This window comes from Pedobacter cryoconitis (genome assembly GCF_014200605.1).
In the GTDB taxonomy this organism is placed as follows: domain Bacteria; phylum Bacteroidota; class Bacteroidia; order Sphingobacteriales; family Sphingobacteriaceae; genus Pedobacter; species Pedobacter cryoconitis_B.
This window is the reverse complement of the sequence record NZ_JACHCE010000001.1, coordinates 714,564-731,950: the sequence shown is the minus strand read 5'-3', so window position 1 is coordinate 731,950 and position 17,387 is coordinate 714,564. Positions and strand designations below refer to the sequence as shown.

The window sequence follows — 17,387 nt, the reverse complement described above, 5'->3', positions numbered from 1 at the left end:
GATATAATTGCCTTCAAAACTAAGCAATAATTAATTAGTGGTTTTAATTTCTTCTTCGATTCTCAGACTTTCTTTATGAATTGCATTCATCAGCTCTGTAATAAAGCCGGCAGACAAGCCTTCTTTTCCACCAGCTGCAATACTTTTTTCCAGCACTTGTTTAAAGCGGTCTGCCTGCAAAGGGGGAATATTATTTTGAGCCTTATACAGACCAATCTCCTTGACAACCCTTTCACGTTCTCCAATCAGCTCTATCAACTGTTTGTCCAGTGAATCAATTTTTTTCCTGCTGATTTGTAGTAAATCCGGCTTGCCAACGGCGGCTTTCACAGCTGTATGCTGTGCAGAAACCCCGGTATAACTAAACAAAAACACAGTAAATGAAAATAGTATCCGGCTATATAAGTTCATAATGAAAGATTTGAAAAGCTAAATTAGTATTTCCTATGTTACCAGTTATATAAAATGATAACAGATTTTATAGCATAATAAAAAAAATAATCAGGTGCTGATACAATAAAGCGTAAATATAAGCGTCTGTATATATGAGAGCGTTAATTTAGATAGCGGGGATGAGTCGGAGACTTATCCCCGTTTCTTTTTAAAGCCCTTTAATAATTGCTCTTACTACCTGCGGTATATCATCATCAAAGCGGTGAGACCCCGGAATGATAACTTTATGTATCTTATCTGTCGGTTTTATAGCTTTATAAAATTCACTGTCCTCGTCTTTACCGAAGATACATAAAACAGGAATTACAGATTTTACTAATTCAGGATTGACCTTATATTTTTCTTTATCGGTAGAGCCGAAATTCAACAGGTTTTTCAGTTTAACTACATAACCGGTCGAAAAGCCCGGAGAAAGCAGTACTAAAGAATTTTGCTTCTCTGCCAGCGGCTCCGTTAAGCGGGACGGGACAAAAGCGGCAACATCTGCCCCAAAAGAATACCCAATCATAGAAAAAGAATCCTTATTCCATGTTTTCATATAGGAAGTCAAAATTACCTGCATATCTTTTGCAAACTGATCAGGGTTTTTCTGGTTCCAGAAATATTTACGGGTATCGAGGGCTAAAGTAGCATATCCATTTTTAACTAACTCTTTTACAGTTGATTCAGAAAAACTATTCCAACCGCCATCACCAGTCAGAAAAACTACCAGTGGTTTAGTAGAGCGGACATAATGTGCATGTAATGGAAATCCAGACAATTCACTGGGAGACTGTGCATTCACTTTCATCAGGCCGCATGCCATAATCAGCATACAGGAGCTTAAAATGGTTATTATCTTCATCGTTTTGGTTTTGTATGAAAACAAGAGTTCCCCCTCATCGTTTAGATGCAAAGTTAAGAAAAAGCCACATAGATGCGATTAATCTATGTAAAGCCCAGATCATATTTATTAAGCCTGCAATAGTCAATTACAAAATATGTGATTTCAATCATTTTTTAGAATCGGGTGCACTTTTATATTTGAACAGATAATTTATTCCATACCGGTGGATGCCGGTTTCTCATTCAGGGGGTTTTACCGGGAAGTTCAACCCCCTTGATTATAAAAATAACAATTAAATGAGGATAAAAATATCCTTTATTTGGTAAAACCATTTCTTTGGTACAGGGTTTGTCATGAATTATTTTAATAGTGTAAGCTATCGGCCTGCAATTAGCTTTCCAGCTAAAAACGGGCTTATTTCTATTAGAAACCTATTGAATAACGATGAAGCAAATACATGTTGTAGAAGATGATCAGGATATCAGACAGATAATAGAGTTCATTTTGGAAGATGAAGGTTATAAAGTAAGACTTTTCCCGGATATTTCTTCCTTCCATGCGGCCATGTCAGAAAGTATTCCTGATTTGTATTTATTAGATGTGATGCTTCCTGATGGCAACGGGCTTGAACTGTGCAAAGAGATCAGAACTACCCAGAAAACAAAAGATATACCTATTATCGTAATGTCAGCACATGCTTCTGCAGATACTGTTTTTCAGCAATGCAGCGCCAATGATTTTATCAGCAAACCTTTTGACCTGAATGATATCCTGTTCAGAATTAAGAAACAGATAACATTACACTAGATTCTACAATCTCTGCTACTAACTGATCAATCTGATCTTTAGTCACATTTGGCATACAAATAATATGGCACCAGCCATTTTCTAAGGCTAATTGCCATTTAACCCTGACCTGTTCAGCTGGTTCAGGTAAATTAACAGTGATCGCATCAGGATTTCTCCAGGCATTAATGCCTATCTCTTTTAACTTGATTTCTGCATAAGCTGCGACTTCTAAACTGTGCAATGCCCTCTTTTTAAATCCTTCCAGCCCCAGTTTCTTAATCATATACCATAGAAATAATGGCGTATGTCCATTTCTGGAACCGGTTATCGTGGTATCCATACTTCCTGTATAGGAGACCGAACGTGCAATACGGTCACGATTGTTCTTTTTAACCACTACCACACCGCAAGGGATCGGAGAACCTATAAATTTATGACCACTGATTGCTATACTATCTGCCCCATCAGCAAAATCAAATGCCGGACGAGGATTTATAAATGCACTGTAACTTCCGGATAATGCACCATCTGCATGGATATAATAATGCTGAATCGCCAGATCCTGTAAGATCTTTTTGATTTTGCTTACATCATCACGGGCTTCGGTCATGGTAGTTCCGATATTGGCGAAAATAATTACAGGCATATGCCTGTTCATTTTAATGGTATCTCTAAGATCATCATAATCAATTTCACCACTCGCCTGGGTGCGGATTACGATATTAGACATATTTAACAGGTGCAGGTTCTTCTGAACGCTATAATGCGTAGCCTGCGAAAAATAAACCATCCCCTTTGGATGGATTTCTCTGGCCAGATATAACCCGTAAAGATTCCCTTCTGAACCACCATTAGTCACATATCCCCACCAGTTATTTACCGGGGCCCTGAACAATTCTGCAAAAAACTCAAGTACTTCTCTTTCCATTTCACGCGTACCTACATTATAAGTGGAAGCAACAAATGGATCACCAAGATTATTAATTGGAAAATTCAGAAATTCTGAGAGTTCGGAGTAATCAAAATCTTTCGATACCGGGTATCCAAGCATTAATGTTGAATCCGCTGTTAATCTTTCCATTAAGTCCTTGAGTTTTCCTGCATTTTCTGCAGATAAGTTATGCTGTTCCATTTTGCGAATACAATCAGTTTAAATGATTTGTAAAATAAGCTATCCTGATTTTATAAAACTATTATTTGGTATGAATTAGAAAACAAACACTATTATATGGATATTTACAAGTTTTTTAAACCTTTTAAGAGGTATGAAACGAATTGATACAGTAAAAAAAAACTACGATGGACACATTTGACCCTATTGACAAGAAGATTTTAAAAGTTTTACAAGCAGATGCCCGGTTGAACACGAAACAGATTGCAGGTAAAATAGGATTGACTGTTACGCCAACTTACGAACGTCTCAAAAAGATTGAACAGTCGGGGGTAATTAAAGAATATGTCGCCCTGCTGGACCGGGATAAAATTGGAAAAACGATTGTTGCTTTTATTAACGTTTCTCTCCAGTTACATTCCAAACCATTAATTAATGCATTTGAAAAAGCTATTATTAAAGTTCCCGAAGTGATGGAATGTTTTCACGTAGCAGGTAATTTTGATTATTTATTAAAAGTTGTGGTTAAGGATATGAATAGTTATCAGAATTTTCTCTCCAATAAACTAGCCACTATTGAAAATATTGCACATGTACAGAGTTCATTTGTAATGACTGAAATCAAACACCAAACCGCCTACGTACTCGATTAATACCAGGATGGAAACCAGCAGGCTCCTTGAGTATTAACCTGTTTGGTTTGGGCCTGCCCGTTTCTTTCCTCAAATTTTTAATCTGGTGGTTCTTTAATAAGCTGGTTGGAATGGACAATTAACTTCCTCATTGTTATGATAGTTATACAAAACCGATTAATCTCCTATGTTAAAGCCAGAATAACATATATATATGTTAATCTGGCTTTAAATATTTTAAAGATTTATAGAAAATATTAGCAAACAGTACGTTCACTGTTTTCTACATTTAGATATTTTAATTTGCCAGGAAAATAATTAATAATTCCTTGAAATAATTATTTTACATAAAAATAACATTATATATAAATTAAGGTAATTAATAATCATCACCTTGCAACCGTGGCAGAAAACGATAAAAACACATTAAAAGAATACGGTAACCGTGTGAGAACTTTCAGGATAGAGGCAAACATTTCCCAGGAAGCATTAGCTACTTTTGCTCAACTCTATCAATCTTATATTGCTTCCATTGAAAAGGGAGATATCAATATTGGGATATTAGCCCAGCGGACCCTGAGCGATACCTTCGGCGTTAAACATTATCAGTTATCTGATCCTGATTTCCCAATTCCATCTAAAGATATTTTAAGAGAAAACATCAGACTGTACATCACTTCAAAAAACATAGACCCTTCTTATTTAAGAGATAAAATGCCTGATTATGGAAAGTATATGGACCAATTACTAAGGTCAGGTTTTCTAAACGAACCAAGGACAAGTAAACAGATTGCCGAAAAATACAAACAGGAATATGAGCTGGAAATCTCCACTGCACGTATAACCAATATCTTAAGCAGAGGGGTCAGGAGCAGTAAAATTAACACAAGCAAATCAGCTTGTGGCAAATTGAATAAATATCAATTGATTTAAGCGGGCTAGCTGTTTAAATCAATGACGATACAGAACCAGGGATCCTGTTTTTTATAAAATCAGACAGGATCTAAGGTCCGGTTCTTTTGATAAGAATTTTGGACTATCCCTTTTCAGTCAGGGTTTTCCGGTTCAGGAGTTCTTTTATAGCCTCCAGATCTTTAGAAAGGATATCTACAATAGTTTTTACTATCTCTGGATCTTTTGTCAGTTTACTCACTGCTTTTTCTGCCGTTTTGTTTTCCATGATTATTGAATAATATCATTTAAATGACTCGAAATTATTGTTTTACGTGGCTAATATAACAAAATTATATTTCGATATACTTCTTTTATTATCAACCACTTACAAATATTCAAAAAGACAGCACACTATAAAACAATATTATTAGGTTTTGATATGAAAAACACATAAAAACCAAATAATAATAAAAATACTACATCCGGATTATTTTAAAAAAAAACATGCTCTAATAAAAAATTCGCCTTAAGCTTGCGCTTAAGACGAATCCGAGAGGTATTATTAGACTTAGAAGTTAGGCTTGTTTACATCCCACCATAACCTGGTACCACCATTGTCAGGGCCATTCAATAATTGAACAGCTTTTGCAATTTCAGCCCCATTGGTTGAGTATTCATTTTGAGGGAATGCTAATCTGCGGATCTGAATTTTAGTATCAATAGTTCCATTACTATTGTTAGTGACTACAGGAAAAAGTTTAGGATATCCTGTACGACGATATTCTGTCCAGGCTTCCTGACCTTCAGGGAACATCGCAATCCATTTTTGAGTAATGATGCGTTCCAGTTTCTGCTCATTTGCAGCTCCATTATCCCATTGTATGGTGATTGTTGAAACAGCAGGTGAATTGTTCGCTGCATTTCCAGGATCAACATAAGCGATAGGAACACTTGTATTGTCATTGATATAATTACCGCCAGAAAGCCCCCACTGTGCCATGGAAGTCTGAATTCCTGTTGTATAATTAGTCTGTGCATCTCCTGCACCTGTCCATCCGCGTAATGCTGCTTCTGCTTTAAGAAACCAGACTTCAGCAGCAGTCATCATCATCATAGGCGAGGTATTTTTAACAATAGTATTGCTATTTAATACAGAATAACCATTGTAACCAGGCTTAGCAGTAACCAATGATCCGATACGGATACCTTTGTACTGACCAGCAAAACGAGGGTCTGTAGCCGGAGAAGCATAGACAGGTAAACGAGGGTCGTTATAACCAACAAGATAAGATTCTATTGGTGCGCCCAAAGCAATATCAGTCCAGCTTGTTGTAATGACTTCAAGCGGGTTGTGCGTTCCTCCTCCTGAGATACCAGCATTGTCAGCATTTGTTGTCATTACGCCTCCATTAGCCGGATCTAATGCTTTTTGCGCCTGAGTCTGCGCAGTAGCAGCATCTGCTTTCACAATATGCATAGCTAAACGCAAACGCAGTGAATTAGCAAATTTAATCCATTTGGTATAATCACCACCATAAACTAGATCATATTGCTGAAACGGAACTTTACCAGGATTAGCTTTAACAAAAGTATTCAGGTTAGTTACAGCAGTATCCAGTTCAAGGAAGAACTGTTTATAGATATTTTGCTGAGAATCATAAGGTGTATTCATTAAAGTCTGTCCTGCGCCACTATAAGCTGCAGGGCCAAATTTATCGGTCAGCCTGTTCATCGTTTCAACTTTAAGGATCAAGGCAATACCCCAGAAGTCTGGCTGCGAAGTCCTTGTTCCTGATTTCGCAATCGCGTTGATTGCAAAAAATGAGTTGGTATAAGAAGTTACAAAAATATTCTGGTTCCATCCGTCTACCAAACTGTAGTTTAGGTTATTGATATTTCCCCTGAAAGGGTTTGGCGACATCATATAACCTGAATAACAGTCTGCATTTAAATTTTGGTTCAGCTGGTAGTCAGCTTCTCCGCCAAAAATAGCAGCCTGAATACCCGGATAGATCAATCCAACCTGGAAGTTTCCTTTGCCTATACCCGTATTATCAGTATTATAATCTTCAAAATTCTTCTTGCAGCTGGTAAATGTAAGTACTGCTAATGCAAGACAAGCAGACAGTGCATACTTATAACCATTGCGTATCATATATTGAGTTTTCATCTTTTTAATTTTAATGGTGAACATTTTACAAAGTAAGATTCAGGTTGAAACCGAAACCACGCGTAGCTGGCTGACTGAATACATCTACACCTGATAATCCATTACCTGTAGACATGGTAATCTCAGGATCGAAAGGTGCTTTTTTATAGAAGTAAAACAGATTTCTTCCAACAACAGAGAACCTCAGGCTTTTAATCGCTCCCTTTGTAAATGGAACAGTATAACCTAAAGATGCTTCACGCAAACGAACTACAGTTGCACTGTAAATATAGTTTTCAGTAATACCATCACGGCCACCTACAGAAGTGTACCATGTTCTTGGATCAGCACTTGTAATTGCTTTACCAGTAACTGCATCTACTCCATTGATATTTACACCACCTTGATTTCTGGCGTTGCCTGATGCTTCAGAAACACCATATTTATCCAATACTGCTTCTGTTAGAGATAATACCTGTCCGCCAAATTTTCCGTCTACCAGGAAGCTTAGTCTGAATCTTTTGTAATCAAAACTATTGCTCCATCCGATCTGGAATTTAGGATTTGGGTTTCCGATGTAATTATAACCATCATTAACTAATGGCTTACCATCAGCACCGATTAAAATACGTCCCTGATCATCACGTTTGAAAGTAACTCCAAAAATATCCCCGAATGAACCACCGGTTCTTAATTCTGACTGATAAGTGTTGTTACGGTTAGGCGTTAATATAAATGCATTAATACCATCTTTTGAATCTACATCAATTACTTTATTCTTATTGGCTGATCCGTTGAATGAAGAGTTCCAGGTCAGGTTAGTGTTTTTGATGATATCGTAACCCAGCATAAACTCAATACCTGAGTTCTGAACATTTCCGGCATTAACATATCCTTGAGAAAAAGTAGTTGTAAAAGAAGGAATAATCTGAAAATACTGGTTTTTGGTATTAGATTTATAATAAGTAAAACTTACGTTTAATCTGTCTTTCAGGAAACGCAGGTCAGTTCCAAGCTCAAAAGAGTTTGTTTTTTCAGGCTTCAACTCCGGGAAAGGTGCAACAGCATTTAAGCGTACACCACCGCCAGCATTAAAGTGGGTTAAAGGATTGGTTACATAATTTGGCACTGTGTTACCTACCTGCGCATAAGTACCTCTTATTTTGGCATATGAAATAGCTTCAGGTAAAGTAAATATCTGGTTCAGGATAAATGATAAACCTGCCGAAGGATAGAAATAAGAGTTATTCGGGGTAAATGAAAGATTCGATGACCAGTCATTTCTTGCTGTGAGAGTTAAAAAAGCGAAGTTTTTATAGCCAATATTCGCGTTTGCAAATATCGATTGTATCTGATTATGGTTATTTGGCAAAGTGGTTATTGGAGGCCCGCCTACTGCTGTCACTATATTTTCAGGAAGAAATACATTAGGTACAGTTAAACCTTTTCCAGTATAGCTATTGTCGGCATTAGGACCGATAATATTACCGAAAGTATTATTATCAGTTACACTCGTTCCTAATACACCATCGATTTTAAAGTCAGATTTGGTTGGCACCGAAAAGGTAAGTAATAAATCGGCATATTTCTGCTGTGTGGTTTGGTTACTCATCAGCAATTGTCCGTTCTCTTTAGCCAGTACAGCATTTGTACTTGCATATAATTTCTGCTCATACACATCTGTGAAACGATCAATATTTCCACGGGCCTGGATACTTAACCAGCTTGTAAAGTCATATTTAACACTAGCGTTTAATAAAATACGGTTACGTTTCGACTCGTTCAGGTTCCGGTTAAGAATCCACCATGGATTCTGCTGTACATCTTCATTGAAAGGCCAGTTTTGTTTTGGAACAGAAACCCCCTCAATAGTTCCGGGTAATTCAAATTGATTTTTATACTGAGATAAATCTCTTCCTCTTGGGAATAAATACAGACCTGTTAAAGGATTCAGGTAAAAACCCAGACCAGGACTGTTATTAATTTGCTGAGCTATATAATTAACATTTCCGTCTACAGTTAATTTATTATCCAGAAAACGGGCCGTCTCACGGAAGTTAATATTATGACGGGACAATTTATTAGTTGGCTCTATACCCCTTGCAGCAGTATTCGCATAAGAGAAGTAAGATTGCGCAATGTCATTTCCACCAGAAAGACTCAGAGAGTTTGTCAGGTTTGTTCCTGTCTGAAAGAAAGAACTTACATTATCCTGTGCTGATGGTATTTTATCTCCCCAGCTATCTGCTCCGCCAGTGGTCTGACCATAGCTATTTTGAAATTTAGGTTTATAAGCAATTTTATCCAGGGTCAGAGAAGATGAGAAACTGATTACAGCTTTTCCCGCTTTTCCTTTTTTAGTCGTAATTAAAATTACCCCATTTTGTGCCTGGCTACCATATAAAGCAGAAGCCGATGCCCCTTTTAAGACTGTAAGACTCTCAATGTCTTCAGGGTTCAGGTTAGAGATACCATCACCCCCGTCCTGACTTGCACTTAGTGCTGTAGTTCCACCCCCGCCTTGTCCAACATTACTTCCGAAGGTATTATTAGGTTGTCCGTTAGCATTTGAACCGTTAGAAATAGGAACCCCGTCAATTACATATAATGGCTGGTTATTTCCACCTGCCGATTTGTTACCCCTTAAAATAACTTTAGCAGAACCCCCAACTCCCGAAGCACTTGGGGAAATGGTTACACCCGATACTTTACCATTCAGGGAATTCATTAAGTTATCACTTTTTACCCTGGTCAGCTCCGATCCGCTTACCTGCTGTGTAGCATAAGTAATTGTTTTTTCTGATTTTTTAATACCTAAGGCAGTCACAACAACCTCTCCAAGTTGTTTTGAATCTTCCTGAAGTGTGATATTCACTATGCCAGAAGTTACATTTGCCTCCTGACGTACATAACCGATATAAGAGAACACCAATACATCGCCAGTATTTGCCGTGATAGCAAAGTTACCATTTGAATCTGTTTGAGTACTGAGTTTAGTCCCTTTAACCTGTACGCTGACACCAACTAAAGGTAATCCGCTTGCATCTTTTACTGTTCCTTTGATGGTTGCTTTTGTTTTTAACGCACCTAAAGAACCGGCCTGATGCACTGGCCAGCTAATTAATACCGAATTACCTGCGTTGGTGAGATTTGCTCCCATCGCCAGGCCAGGCATTAATAATGTGAATAGTAATAATTTTTTCATGTTTGGTTTTTTAAGTTTAGTTGAATATTGTTTGTTTAATTAGTTTTTCTGGAGTCTTCCCATATCTATTCGTTTAGTGTTTATAGCTAATTGTTCATTGTCAAAGTTTTCCATGACCAGCGCAGCTGCACCAATGATTTCACCGTCAAAACCAAGTTTTGAAATCAGTAATTCTGTATTGGCAGCTAATCGTGGGATACAGTATTTGTTTAAGGCCTGCTGCATGGGGGCCATCATTATTTTACTGGCTTTTGCCCCCCTTCCGCTTAATACAATGGTTTGCGGATTCATAATATGAATAAGAATAGAGAGTGCTTTACCGATTTTATAGCCTGCGTCTGATAGCAGTTCAATCACAAACTGATCACCATGATTAGCAGCCTCAAAAATGGCATCACTCATTATTTTCAGCGGAGAGCCTATATAAGAATGTAAGGTGGATAATCTGCCCTGTTTAATACCTTCTATAGCCTTTTTAACTACAACCAGCATAGAAGCTTCGGCTTCCAGACAGCCTTGCTTACCGCAGATACATAATTCACCATCTTCAAATAAAGGGATATGACTGAATTCACCGGCAAAGCCACTGTAGCCTCTGAAGATATCGCCGTTTACGATCATTCCAAGACCAATTCCCCAGCCCAGGTTAATCACCATGACTTCTTTAAGAGATTTAGCTACTCCGAATCTTTGTTCAGCAAGTGCGATCACACTAGAGTCGTTATCAATATAAGTAGGTAAACCAGTTTCCCTGGAGATATAATCAGTTAATTTTTCTCCGTTTGCATCCAGATAAGAGTAATTCCGGCCGTCTTTTACACTTACAAAACCGGGCATTCCTATACCTATTCCTAATATACTCTCTTTACTGATGCCCGATCTGACAATATAGTTCTCTATATAATCGATCAGTTCGGAAAGCGCACCCGTATTATTATTCAGTATTATTTCTACTGTTTCTATTTCTGCTACTGCCTTATTATTCAGGTCGACAAGGGCAATCCGGCTGGAAAGCTGATCCATTGCAATAGCCATAATATACATTGCATCTGGTTTTACAGCATACATTAAGGGTCTGCGGCCTCCGCTTGACGGTGCATAACCTACTTCGATAACAAATCCTTCTTTAATTAATTCGTTTATTGTTTTAGTTATAATAGGTATGCTCTTATTGAATAAGACACTCATTTCAGCACATGAAAGTGATTTTTCAAGATACAATTGCTTCAAAATCTCACTTTTCAACTCAGTACTTTTGACTAGCTTCTCCGTTACTTCCATTATATATTTGATTACTTCATAAACTTACTAAAACATTTTAATAAGTTTTACAAGTAATTAAAATAAATTTTAAATAAACCAAGCTTTATTATTTAAAATAGATAAGATTCAGTTTAAAGAAATAATCATAATATATGATTCCAATGCTAAAAAACGTTTTAGCAAAATTAACAGAGAATTAATTTTAGAAAGATGCCTGTGCTGAGTTTAAACAAAAATGTTACCTGAATTTATAAGAAAAGCATAGCCTGATTTTAACAGACTATGCATTAATACTTTACCTATTCAGAATAGTTTTATAAGAGTTTAGGCTGTAATGGCTTTTTACCAAAACGGATTCCTACAGAGATTTCATGAGACCCTTTGCTGATTTTACCAATATTGGCCTGACCAAAACCTGTTTGATAGCTATATCCCAATTTCAGACTATGATTAAACATTACTGAGATAATACCAGCAACCTCGCTTGTGGTTCTGTAGTTGACACCAAATCCAAATTTGTCTTTTAAATAAACGGTTGCTGAGATATCTGCCTGGGTATCGTAAGTTCTGCTATAGGCAACCATAGTGGCAGGTTTTAGCTTCACATCTTCGTTTAGCGTAAAAAGATATGCTCCGCTAAAGTAATAAGTATTACTATAATTCCTTTTTTCATCGGCCGATGCCGTGCCTAAACTGCGAAAGCTTAATCTTGGCAATGAAGCGCCGATATAATACTTTTCAGGACTGTATAACATAATCCCTAAACCTACTGTCCCAACGGTTTCTCTGATATCATTGCGGAAACTAACGTCATTCGGATCAACTTCCGAATAACCTGCAATGTAATTTCTGAAACCTGCATTCAAAGATGCAGCAAAGAAGTCCTGATCTGAAAGCTGAACCGCCTTAGAAAAAAAAGCAGAAACCTCAGTCAGTTTTTCGATGTTAAATTTATCGTAGGTCAGTGACAGGCCCGCTGCCCCATTTATTTTTTCGATAGGCAAACTTCCATTCAACTGAAAGGTATATGGCGCACCTTCTATCCCTGCCCATTGTCTTCTGCTATTCAGATTGACTGACCCTGCTTTGTCCAGCAAGGAATAGGCAGAGTTGAAAGGGATCTGGTTATCGTGATATTGCGTAAAAGAGGCAGATTGCTGTGCCTGGCTTAAGCTGAAAACCATGACGAGCGCAATGGTTAATAGTGCCTGTTTAAAGAGTTTCATATAGCTGTTTTATATTTTGATAAGGCCGGATTAAATTCCGGCCTGTTAAGAGTTAGTACTTCAGGATAAAATAACCCGTTTTATGTTTTACATGGCTATCTGTTTGATATTCAATCAGACAGAAATATGTACCCTGAGGCAGGTTTTCTCCCGATTTTGATTTACCCAGAAATACATGCTGATCGTTATCATATCCTTCTATATCAAATACTTTAAGACCATTGCGGTTGATAATCGTCACCTTGTTCAGTGGAAAGTCCTTTATTCCATCGATGGAAAGGAATTCATTGACTCCATCTCCGTTAATGGAAAGTGCCGGATGAATCTTTATAGCTTCACCTGCCGCATCTGTAATCTGTACATCCTGTACGATTATTCTGGCAGCAGCATAGCGGTTATTTCCCGGCTGAATTGCAGTGACCTGCGTTTTACCTATTCTTAACCCTTTAATCTGATTACCTGTTAATGCAACCAAATCTGGACGGGCTATCGTAAATGTTACTGGCAAACCTGAACTCGAAGTGGCTTTCAAAGCATAAGTTCCATTAAGCTGCAGGACTGGTATGTTGTCGAAAGTAATGGTTTGCTCCACTTTACTAACCACCAGTAAACGATTTGCCGATGGTGTGGTCGCATAGTTTGGATTAACCGGAGCAGTGGCTGTGATCATTACATTTCCAGCACCTGCCAAATGAATTTTATTATCCACTATGGTTGCAATTGCAGGGTCAGCACTACTGAATACAGGTGTTTCACCACTGGTCAGTACTGCATCGGGCGTAAAATCAGCATCACCTACAAATTTTGTACTGATGGCATCCAGGGTAATGGTTCTGGTGGTGGAAGTAACCGTCAATACACCGTTTATATAATTAAAGGTATAGTTTGCTGCCGAAGCACCTGATAATACAATCGGATAAGTACCCGCAGCAGAGTTTTTAACTGCAACAGTGGAAGCTAATGGTGGATTCTGTATGACAGATTCTCCTTCGGCATTTACAAAACCGCTGTATTTAAAAGTGAAGACAGGATTATCAATTCCAAAAATCCTTGTTTTATTATCTGCAGTTATATTTAATACCGCTTTATCAACTGATAAGATGCCTGATTCATAACTGATCATATAATTCAGTGCAGAAGCTCCGCTGCCTGAAATTGTATAAGTTCCTGAAGGAGACAAGGGCTGAGCAGTTGTAGTCAGCAAAGCTGGTGCAGATACTGCAGTTGCCAGAGTTTCTCCATTAACAAAACCATCATAAGTAGCTGTTAAGACCGGGTTTGATTGTCCGTATAACCTGGCTTTATTAGCTGCCCTGACAATCAATGTTCTTTTGGCAACGACAAGTGGTCTGGTTAATACAGCAGCGACATAATCAGCCGTTGCTGCAAAAGAAGCGGTAATATTTACTGTTCCCGTACCTGTGATTTTCACCCTGCCATTCTCAATACTGGCAATGGCTGGATTATCTGAGGTATATACCGGCTGCACACCCGAATCGGAAGTAGCTGCAGGATCAAGATTTGAATCTCCATAAGTTACCGCCGGCAAGTTAGCATAAGTGATTACTGGTAAGCCTTTGATAAATAATTGTCCGGGGCTATAGGTAATGGTATAGTTTGCAGCTGCAGCGTTACTTACGGTAATCGGATAAGTTCCTTTACCGGAGGTTGCTGTTGCAGTTGTTGTAGCGATTGGGGCTGCAGTCAGACTGGTAGCCTGGTCTGTGTTAACAAAACCGGTATAAGTAAAGGTAAAAACCGGATTAGCTTGTCCGGCCCCGCGCTCTGCATTATCAGCTTTAATATTTAATGATGCCGGATTGACCGTTAATACCCCCGGCTGGTAACTAACCAGGTAATTTGTAGTCGCTGTCAGACCTGAAACTGTTACCGGATAGGTACCTGCGCCCGAAGCAGCAGTTACAGTCGTCGCGATTACTGTTTGCAGGTTTAAACTGGCTATATTATCCTGAGCGGCCAGACCTGCATAAGTTAAGGTAAGTTCAGGATTAGCCTGCCCGTATGTCTTAGATTTGTCGTCCGCCTGAACTGAAAGCGGAGCTCTTTCGATGGTCAATACACCTTGCTGATAACTGAATTTATAATTCGAAGCTACCGCAGCAACTGCATTAATTGCATAAGTACCCACCGCAGAATTTACGGTTGCCAGCGTTGAGACTTGTGGTTTTACGGTTAAAACACTCTCTGTTTCGCCATAAGCGAGGCCACTGTAATTCACTGTCAGTGCAGGATTAGCCTGTCCGTATATCCGGGTTTGAGGATTGGCTGTAATTACTGCTGTTTTCTGACTTACAGTAAGCGTTGTTGTAGCAATAGCCCCCGAAGTGAATGTTGCTGTTAGCGTAGTAGCGCCTGCACCTTTGATTTCCAGCAGGCCCGCAGAATTAACTATAGCTATAGCCGGATCTGCAACAGTATAGGTTGGCGTACCGCCCGAACTGATCGCTCCCGGATCAAAGGCCGCATCTCCATAGATTTTATTGACAGGGGTAAAAGCAATACTTCCTTCTGTTAGTTTTCCATTTACAAAAGTGATTATATAATTTGCTGAGGTTAAACCTGAAGGGATAATCGAAAATCCGTTTCCGTTTGCTTGTTTGGTAAATACAATTGTACCGGTTAATTTGCCGGCATCATCTGCATTTACAAAACCTTCGTAACGTGCAGTGAACACAGGGTCATTTTCTCCTGTAAGTTTAGATTTATCTTCTGCAATAACCTTTAAAGGTACTTTCGCAATACTGATATGCTGACTGGCTGTTGCCGGTCCATAAGTAGCATCTTCTGCTTGTAAGGCTATAATACCGACCTCTCCTGCACCAATAATTTTCACGGTCCACTCTCCTACTATGTCCTTTTCAACGATTGCAACATCAGGGTTGGAACTCGAAAATGTAATTGGATTAGCAGTGTTACTGGTTGCCTGAAAAATTATCGGCTGATCTCCGTAAGTTGCAGCAGCAGGAAAATTATTCAGGGTAATCACCTGGTTAGCTTTAGCCAGGATAGTCAATTTTCCTTTTACAGGGTTAAAAGTATATTTATCGGAAGTCAGCCCTGCAACATCCACCAGTATATCATATACTCCTGCTACAGAAGTTCCGTCTGCCTGAATCGTTAATAATGGAGTACCTGTTATAGCAGTTGCGTCATCTGTACCTTTAAAAGTACCATAAGTGAATGTAGCTGCCGGATTTACTGCGCCGTATGTTTTGGTTTTGTCTTGTGCAATAACATCAAGCGTAGCCTTTGCAATAGTTAATGTGCTGATTACTTCGGTAGCCGGAGAGTAATTTGCATTTCCCAATTGATTCGCCCTGATGATTACATTACCTGATTTTTTAATAACTAACTGATTACCAGCTGTAATTCCGGCAATCGTGGGATCATCTGAAGTATAGGTTACCGGGTTTCCACTGGCCCCTCCGGTTGCGGACAGCGTTATATTTGCGTCGCCATAAACTGGTGAAAATGTGGCTGGCAAACCCGTAATTGTTTGCGAAGCAGCGGTAACAGTAATACTTTTTGTTGTTATTCCCGGTTCTACAGTTGTATTTCCAGGTTCAGTCAGCGTGATTATTGCCGTTCCTCCTCCAATTATTTTTACAGTGCTGCCTGTAAGCTGAAGAATTCCAGCCGGAGCTACGGTATATTGAAAAGCAGTTAAACCTGCGCTACTATTTGCTGTAAGTGTGAAATCAGGATCTCCGACTTTATAGGTAGCCGGGAAGGTATTGGTAAAAGTTAAGGTTTGAGGTGTTTTCGCCAGTGCAAGTGTGACTTTGGTTCCATCAAGAACCAGTGCCTGGGTTCCATCAGCCCCGGAACCAAGGTTAGACGAAATTGTTGAAACCTGGCCACCTGCGTTTAAACCATTAGCCCAGGAACCATCAGCAGAAGTATTATAGCCTGCCAATGAACCATCTGCTAAATTACGCTGCTCAATACGACGGATTCCTTTCTGGTCATCACTTAAGACCATTGCACCCCATGTGCCGGGGTTACCGTTTACATTTCTAAAATAAAATGGAGAAAGTCCTGAGAAGTCATCTGCTTTTGCTGAAGCTACACCATCATCTTCAATTAAAGTTCCTGCAACAGGACGCCCCGTTCCTTCAACATTGTCATAAAGAAATACCAGGTTTTTAGCAATTCCATTGGCTGCGGCCGTACTGCGGATCGCCGTTCCGGCTCCCGGAAAACCCTGGTCATCAACATCCATACTCAGAATAGTTAAAGGCTCTGTCTGAGGCGAATGCAATTTATAGGCAATCACTGCGGGGTCAGCAGCATCAGGATCATTTAGCGATATTCTCAGAAATAAATTCTGATCAGGATTCATTCCTTCAGTTTTAACAGTCTCCTGGATAAACCATCCTGTATAATTTCCCGCGGCATCAGCTGTCAGGACTCCGTAATCTGAAATAAGCTGTCCTCTTACAGGAGATCCATTTTTGATTTTTGATCTTTCCAATGGCGGCCTGTAGAAGTCTCCGCTTACATGTCCGGATGTACCCGGAATGACATTAGCGGACGGAAGCAGATACAGGTAAAATCCAGCGGCATCAGAAACAGTAGTGGTGGTAACCAGGTTATTTTCATACCTGTAAGTTTTATTTGGCTTGAGCCCGGTTATTTTAGCTCTGTAAACATATGGAATACCATTACGTGCATAAGCCCCCCCTTCAATGTACCTGGGGAATATCAGCATTTCAAGCTTAGGCCCTTGCCCAAATACCTGGGTAGAAAATAAAATAAGTAAAAAGAGTAAAAGATTTTTCATCTATAATAAGTTTAAGATAAGTCGGTTGCAGGAGA

At 38.9% G+C, this 17,387-nt stretch carries 12 protein-coding genes; 3 read left to right on the top strand and 9 right to left on the bottom strand.

Annotated elements, in window-relative coordinates; genetic code table 11:
• Positions 1-30 precede the first annotated feature (30 nt).
• Entirely contained in the window at positions 31-411 is a 381-nt protein-coding gene (locus HDE68_RS03375; RefSeq protein WP_183878902.1) for a chorismate mutase, read from the bottom strand.
• Between the two features lie 190 nt (positions 412-601).
• Positions 602-1,297: an AcvB/VirJ family lysyl-phosphatidylglycerol hydrolase gene (locus tag HDE68_RS03370; protein ID WP_183878900.1), complete on the bottom strand. Its 696-nt coding sequence runs from the start codon at positions 1,295-1,297 to the stop codon at positions 602-604.
• A 426-nt stretch (positions 1,298-1,723) separates the two neighbouring features.
• Between HDE68_RS03370 and HDE68_RS03365 the strand changes: the two genes are divergently transcribed.
• On the top strand, positions 1,724-2,086 hold the full coding sequence (locus HDE68_RS03365; RefSeq protein ID WP_183878898.1) for a response regulator transcription factor: 363 nt from the start codon (positions 1,724-1,726) through the stop codon (positions 2,084-2,086).
• On the opposite strand, the gene HDE68_RS03360 is transcribed toward HDE68_RS03365, so the two are convergent.
• Positions 2,061-3,200, bottom strand: coding sequence for a histidine decarboxylase (locus HDE68_RS03360; protein ID WP_183878896.1), 1,140 nt, complete (start codon positions 3,198-3,200; stop codon positions 2,061-2,063). The two genes, HDE68_RS03365 and HDE68_RS03360, sit on opposite strands and share 26 nt — an antisense overlap.
• 167 nt (positions 3,201-3,367) lie before the next feature.
• Between HDE68_RS03360 and HDE68_RS03355 the strand changes: the two genes are divergently transcribed.
• Both HDE68_RS03355 and HDE68_RS03350 read left to right on the top strand, forming a co-directional pair.
• Complete coding sequence (locus HDE68_RS03355) at positions 3,368-3,832, top strand: Lrp/AsnC family transcriptional regulator (protein WP_183878894.1); 465 nt, start codon at positions 3,368-3,370, stop codon at positions 3,830-3,832.
• Between the two features lie 381 nt (positions 3,833-4,213).
• Positions 4,214-4,744 carry a multiprotein-bridging factor 1 family protein gene (locus tag HDE68_RS03350; protein WP_183878892.1) on the top strand — a complete coding sequence of 177 codons (531 nt, stop codon included), beginning with the start codon at positions 4,214-4,216 and terminating at the stop codon, positions 4,742-4,744.
• A gap of 103 nt (positions 4,745-4,847) precedes the next feature.
• On the opposite strand, the gene HDE68_RS03345 is transcribed toward HDE68_RS03350, so the two are convergent.
• From HDE68_RS03345 to HDE68_RS03320, 6 genes are all read right to left on the bottom strand, one after another.
• Positions 4,848-4,991: a hypothetical protein gene (locus HDE68_RS03345; protein ID WP_183878890.1), complete on the bottom strand. Its 144-nt coding sequence runs from the start codon at positions 4,989-4,991 to the stop codon at positions 4,848-4,850.
• Positions 4,992-5,273: 282 nt separating this feature from the next.
• Complete coding sequence (locus HDE68_RS03340) at positions 5,274-6,875, bottom strand: SusD/RagB family nutrient-binding outer membrane lipoprotein (RefSeq protein WP_260171600.1); 1,602 nt, start codon at positions 6,873-6,875, stop codon at positions 5,274-5,276.
• Between the two features lie 25 nt (positions 6,876-6,900).
• Complete coding sequence (locus HDE68_RS03335; RefSeq protein WP_183878888.1) at positions 6,901-10,059, bottom strand: SusC/RagA family TonB-linked outer membrane protein; 3,159 nt, start codon at positions 10,057-10,059, stop codon at positions 6,901-6,903.
• A 39-nt stretch (positions 10,060-10,098) separates the two neighbouring features.
• Positions 10,099-11,340 (bottom strand): ROK family protein, encoded by a 1,242-nt coding sequence (locus HDE68_RS03330; protein ID WP_183878886.1) that lies wholly within the window; start codon positions 11,338-11,340, stop codon positions 10,099-10,101.
• A gap of 296 nt (positions 11,341-11,636) precedes the next feature.
• Positions 11,637-12,548 (bottom strand): PorP/SprF family type IX secretion system membrane protein, encoded by a 912-nt coding sequence (locus HDE68_RS03325; RefSeq protein ID WP_183878884.1) that lies wholly within the window; start codon positions 12,546-12,548, stop codon positions 11,637-11,639.
• A gap of 52 nt (positions 12,549-12,600) precedes the next feature.
• Positions 12,601-17,352: an MBG domain-containing protein gene (locus HDE68_RS03320; RefSeq protein ID WP_183878882.1), complete on the bottom strand. Its 4,752-nt coding sequence runs from the start codon at positions 17,350-17,352 to the stop codon at positions 12,601-12,603.
• Positions 17,353-17,387: the final 35 nt, after the last annotated feature.